At 61.2% G+C, this 1,334-nt stretch carries 2 protein-coding genes; both read right to left on the minus strand.

Annotated features, from left to right (window positions below):
* Positions 1–143 precede the first annotated feature (143 nt).
* Entirely contained in the window at positions 144–1,142 is a 999-nt protein-coding gene (locus tag IVA78_RS29610; protein WP_247469081.1) for an IS110 family transposase, read from the minus strand.
* A partial coding sequence (locus IVA78_RS29615; RefSeq protein WP_247469082.1) for a hypothetical protein occupies positions 1,139–1,334 on the minus strand: 196 nt, incomplete at its 5' end. The genes IVA78_RS29615 and IVA78_RS29610, both read right to left, overlap by 4 nt.

A 1,334-nucleotide genomic window follows, 5' to 3' on the forward strand; every position in this document is an offset into this window, starting at 1 on the left:
GCAAGGCGACGGGGGCAATAGTGCATCGCTCCCCGGGGAGCAACTGTGTTGAAGTAGACCGGTGATCGAGCGGGCTCAAGGCTGGCGCTGCGCGCCCCCGCCTCCGGCGGCTGACGGCCTTGACCCCGCCCGCTCAACGGTCTTTAGGCTGGGCATTCGCTCGGCGGAAGCCGAGCGAGGCCGCTCACTTCGTACCGGCCGGCGTCCCATTTTTCTCCGCGCGCGATCATGACGTTGAGGATCACAATCAGCTTGCGCATGCAGGCGGTGAGCGCAACCTTCGCCTCTTTGCCTTTGGCGATCAGGCGATCGTAGAAGGCCTTGAGTACCGGGTTGTGCCGTGTCGCGGCTCCCATGCACGCCATGTAAAAGAGATTGCGGACCTTGCGCCGCCCGCCCTGGATATGACGAACACCCCGACGCTTGCCGCTGTCGTCGTCGTAAGGCGCAGCACCCAGCAAGGCCGCGGCAACATTGTTGCTTATCTGGCCTAGCTCCGGCATCCCCCCGATCAGCCCGGCGGACGTGCCCTCGGCAAGACCCGGCACGCTCTCGATGATCTCGGCGAGTTCGGCAAAACGCGGCGTGGCCTTGATCAGGGCCGCGATCGCTGCTTCGAGCTTGGTAATTTCCAAGGAGATTTGCTTCAGCAGGCGACTCTGCATTTTCTGTACAACGTCAGGTGTGGAATGCTCCCCCCTGTTATGCAGGCTGGTCCGCACTTCAATCAGAGTTTGGCGCGCAGTCACCATCTGCGCCAGTTCCTCACGTGCTGCATCATAGGCTTGGCCTCTTGCCTCGATGAAAGTCTCGGCGAACCAGGCAATCATCTCCGCATCGATCGGATCGTTCTTGGCAAGTTGCCCGGCCGATCTTGCGAAGTTGCGCACCCGCTTCGGATCGACAATCAGGGTTCCGATATCGGCCTCGCGCAGCGCCTTGACCCACTCTCGCTCATAGCCGCCGGACGCTTCCATCGCTGCTTTAGTGACCTTGTACTTGCGAAGCCAACGGATCAGCATTCGCCGTCCCTCTGCCGTGCTCGCGAACGTCCGCCGTTGCGACAATGATCGAATACACACATCCACCTTGTCCTTGGCCACGTCGATACCGGCGACAACAAGATCGTTTTGTGCCATCATCCAATCCCTTCCTTGCTCGGTCCGGGCTCGAAGCCCATGCAACTGTTCGGGTTGAGGAAGACCACCGGATCTGTCCCTCGCTCCCCGACAGGCTCACGGCCTTTGAGCGCGACCGGGCTCAGATCCAGCAACGGGCGGTTTTGCGAGAACCGCCCGTTTGCACATTCTGGCAGATTTCCCAGACACAAGAGC

Source organism: Bradyrhizobium sp. 137, from assembly GCF_023074095.1.
Taxonomy (GTDB): Bacteria; Pseudomonadota; Alphaproteobacteria; order Rhizobiales; family Xanthobacteraceae; genus Bradyrhizobium.

Coding starts and splice junctions, on each gene's coding strand:
- IVA78_RS29610 (WP_247469081.1), bottom strand. CDS start 1,142: ATGATGGCACAAAACGATCTTGTTGTCGCCGGTATCGACGTGGCCAAG.